The sequence below is a fragment of the Limosilactobacillus reuteri genome, assembly GCF_020785355.1.
In the GTDB taxonomy this organism is placed as follows: domain Bacteria; phylum Bacillota; class Bacilli; order Lactobacillales; family Lactobacillaceae; genus Limosilactobacillus; species Limosilactobacillus reuteri_I.
In genome coordinates this window covers 1-4,469 of sequence record NZ_JAJGVH010000060.1, presented here as the reverse complement: position 1 = coordinate 4,469, position 4,469 = coordinate 1, and the positions used below count along the sequence as shown (strand labels likewise).

The window sequence follows — 4,469 nt, the reverse complement described above, 5'->3', positions numbered from 1 at the left end:
CTTCCACTCATGCTTACTGAGTTACTCAAACTCTCACTCATTGAAACGGAGTTACTTAAGCTTTCGCTCATTGAAACGGAGTTACTTAAACTCTCACTCATTGAAACGGAGTTACTTAAGCTCTCGCTCATTGAGACTGAGTTACTCAAACTCTCACTCATTGAAACGGAGTTACTTAAACTCTCACTCATTGATACCGAGTTGCTTAAGCTTTCACTCATGCTTACTGAGTTACTTAAGCTTTCGCTCATTGAGACTGAGTTACTTAAACTCTCACTCATTGATACCGAGTTGCTTAAGCTTTCACTCATGCTTACTGAGTTACTCAAACTCTCACTCATGCTTACTGAGTTACTCATGCTCTCACTCATTGAGACTGAGTTACTCAAGCTTTCGCTCATTGATACCGAGTTACTTAAGCTCTCACTCATCGATACGGAATTCGATATACTCTCGCTTAACGATGCTGAACCGCTTCGACTTTCACTCAATGATGTTGAATTTGATGCACTCTCACTTAACGATACCGAGCCACTTCGACTTTCACTCAATGATGTTGAATTCGATGCACTCTCGCTTAACGATGCTGAGCCACTTCGACTTTCACTCAATGATGTTGAATTTGATGCACTCTCGCTTAACGATACTGAGCCACTTCGACTTTCACTCAATGATGTTGAATTTGACACACTCTCGCTTAACGATACCGAACCGCTTCGACTTTCACTCAATGATGCTGAATTCGATGCACTCTCGCTTAACGATGCTGAACCGCTTCGACTTTCACTCAATGATGCTGAATTCGATGCACTCTCGCTTAACGATGCTGAACCGCTTCGACTTTCACTTATTGATGTTTCAATTGAATGACTAATACTTCCTGAAATGCTTTCTTGAGTTGACGCAGAATTACTTACTGATGCACTTATACTTTCTGAATGTTCTGAACCACTCGTATATTCAACCCTAGTAGTACCTGTTTTATTAATATCAGCCATTACGTTCTTAACTGGTGTCTTTCCATCATTTTGTTCACCAGTCGTAGTTTCAATGGTATAAGTAGTTCCGTTAACGGTACTTTGATTATTCATGAAGTAATTTGATTCTGTCGTTACTCCATTATGCGTTACGATAACGTTGGTATTATTAGCATTTATCGTAACATTTGAAGAATTAGTGGAGAAAGTTGTACCGGTTGTAGTATTTAAAATTACATGAGCTGGATCATTAATATTAACAGTATTGCCAGAGCCACCGAAGTAGAAGTTTAAGTTGCCAGAAAATGTGGTATTAGTCCCCTGTTCAAAATTAACAGTGTTATTATTACAGCCATTAGCAAAGTAAACGTTTGTACCACTAGTACTCAAGTTGATATGGGAGTTTGCCCCCGCAATAAATTTACCGTCTTGATTAGTTAGGGCAATATTCCCAACATTATTCCAAATTTGGCCTCCAGAATAATTATAAGTATTATTAATTGTTAATGTCGCATTCTCGCCAACTTTAACTGCATGTTCGCCGTTATTGGCTAACATTGCCACATCATACGGGGACATACTATTATTAACAACCAAACTTGCATTGTCATCAATAATCAAGTCATTTCCGGCATATATCAAGGTGCTATATCCGACAAAATTAGCTGAACTGGTGGAATAAGTAGTGCCATTATATTGGTATGAGCTGACTCCATCGATCGTTGTATGACCTTGAATTTCAAAGGTCTTTAAATTACCACTGGGGGCAAAAGTATCTGCCATCACGGCTGCTCCACCAACAGCATGAACATTATCATAAATTAGAGTCTCAGCCCCATTACCGGTAAGGGCAAAACCACCACGAAAGTTAGCGGTATAAAGATTAAGGTCTTTAACAGTCGTTGTGGTCTTTGTACCCGCAGTAGTGTTATTTAGCCAAATACAGTTATTACCTAAATTAAGGGAATGGTTTCCACCATCAATTGTAAGATCACGAGGTGGAATTTGGAGATTACCCATTCCAGACTGACCTAAATCAATGTCAGCTGTTAACTGAATAACACTGATGTTTGAATTATTAAGGGCATTTTGAAATTCGGTGCTGTTACTTACTTCAGCGGTATTTTCAGCATTTACTTGGACAAAATTTGCTTTTAAATTAGTTAAGATCGCAGCATTTGTAAGATTTGTTGCGTTAACTTTGGTATTAGCATTTATATAATCTGCATTAGGATTGGTTACGGAACTAGTCGTAGTACCAAGAGAGTTGTTAAGGGTCTCATTATTGAGAATAGTAGTTGATGCAGCCATGGAACTACTTGTGTTTTGACTAGCGTTAGTACTATTTATCGTACTCGTTGTCGTTGAAGTAGACGCTCCATTTGCAGTTGTCCCCGATGCCATTGAAGTGCTATTCGATTGGCTAAGAGCAGACTCACTAGTGGAAGCAGTTGACTGGCTAGTTGAACCCGAAGTACTCGTAGTCGTGGAATTGCTAGTAGACGTTGAGCTAGATGTAGATTTTACATCCGAGGTTGAAGTACTTGTTGAAGTGTTAATGGTCGAGCCACTAGTTGAGGTGGTCACCTGACTGGTTGAGGTACTCCCAGAAGCACTTGTCGAAACTGAACCTGACCCAATAACCTGTGATTTTTGATCAACAGTGGTCGTAGCCGCGTGGGCCTCAGTCGGACTAACCGCTCCCGCTGCACCGACGCCAAACAATGTCGCAACAGTAGCGGCTCCCTTTTTATAAGCATCTGTTGGATCTGATTGATTATCTTTTAACGAATCTAAATCATTAAAATTAGTTGGTTTAACTTCTTTCTTCGATCTAAATGCAAAGATTTTAAAAAAACGCGTCAATGCGCTAAACCAACCATGTTTTGTTTTATATAGTTTTACCTTACTTTTATCTTCTTGTTCTTTATTATGTCTAGTCATGCTTAATCCACCTCTTCGAATACTTATATAAATCTAACGATAATTTATAAATAATATCTTCATGAAAAAGTGTACAACATTATTTGTAAGAAATAAAATAATTAGCAGTTAAAATCTATATAAAATAAGGATTATTTAAATTAATTCATTTATAATCAGGTGATAATTATTTAAGGGGATATTATTTCAATTATAATTCATCAAAAAACATCTACCTGTTACACAAAAACAGCCCCCAAGCTGGAAATTCCAACTTAGGAGCTGTTTTTAGTTTTAGCTCAGACAGTTAAATTATTTATCTTCACTATTCTTTTTCTTCTTAGCAATCAGCAAGAGTAAGACTGCTTCTAATGACATCAAACCAAGTAATTCAGCCGTTGTTTGACTAGCATTACCAGTTTGTGGAAGCCGCTTGTTTTGCTGACTTGGCTTATTTGCATTGCCGTTTTCGACAGAGTTTTGAGCAGTTAAGTCAACAGTCATGTGCTTATCAGTTACAGAAGCACTTGTATTTTCAAGACTAGCAGCGTTTGTACTGTTAGTGATACTCAAGCTCAACGAAATTGAACCATTTCCAGAACCATTTGTTGACATCGAAGTAGAACCACTATTGTCAGGGAATGGCGTTACTGGTGATTGACTACCACTAGTAGATTCAGATCCATTAGACGAAGAACCACTCATAGAAGTTGAAGTACTGTCGCTAGCACTTAATGAAGTAGATCCACTATCACTAATAGAAGCAGAACCACTTGCACTTACTGAAATTGATTCGCTAGTGCTAATTGACATTGATTCAGAATCACTGATTGATTCAGATGGATTATCCGGATGTGGGTTTACTGGTGAATCACTAGTTGAGTTTGAACCACTAATCGATGCAGAGACTGATTCACTTGTACTCAATGATGTGGAAAGCGATGCACTAATTGAAGCGGAAATACTTGCACTGGCGCTTGCTGAAATTGAGGCACTTTCGCTTGAACTTAGTGATGCGGAAGTAGAACTGCTTGCACTCAAGGATGTTGAAACTGATTCACTTAGACTCGTTGATTGGGAAGCACTCTCACTCATTGAGACTGATGCACTACCGCTTTGAGATACTGATGTGCTTATACTGATTATTCCAGATAATGGGAATGAATCTAAGCTGTAACTCGTTGCATCATTTGTACTAGTGCTCTTAACAAATGAGTTATTCATGCTATCACTCATCGATACTGAGTTACTTAAGCTTTCGCTCATTGAAACAGAGTTACTCAAACTTTCACTCATTGATACCGAGTTGCTGAGGCTTTCGCTCATTGAGACTGAGTTACTTAAGCTTTCACTCATTGAGACTGAGTTACTCAAGCTTTCGCTCATTGATACCGAGTTGCTTAAGCTCTCGCTCATGGAAACGGAGTTACTCAAACTCTCACTCATTGATACCGAGTTGCTGAGGCTTTCACTCATTGAAACGGAGTTACTTAAGCTTTCGCTCATGCTTACTGAGTTACTTAAGCTTTCGCTCATGCTTACTGAGTTACTTAAGCTTTCGCTCATTGA

2 protein-coding genes and 1 pseudogene are annotated in these 4,469 nt (G+C 38.7%); 1 reads left to right on the top strand and 2 read right to left on the bottom strand.

What is annotated here, in order from left to right; genetic code table 11:
- Both LMB56_RS02075 and LMB56_RS02070 read right to left on the bottom strand, forming a co-directional pair.
- A partial coding sequence (locus LMB56_RS02075) for a serine-rich glycoprotein adhesin (RefSeq protein WP_229287859.1) occupies positions 1-2,921 on the bottom strand: 2,921 nt, incomplete at its 3' end.
- A 291-nt stretch (positions 2,922-3,212) separates the two neighbouring features.
- Entirely contained in the window at positions 3,213-4,124 is a 912-nt protein-coding gene (locus tag LMB56_RS02070) for an LPXTG cell wall anchor domain-containing protein (protein WP_229283307.1), read from the bottom strand.
- Here LMB56_RS02070 and LMB56_RS02065 point away from each other — a divergent pair.
- Positions 4,123-4,469 (top strand): annotated as a pseudogene (locus LMB56_RS02065) (hypothetical protein); the annotation flags it as partial. The gene LMB56_RS02070 and the pseudogene LMB56_RS02065 overlap by 2 nt on opposite strands.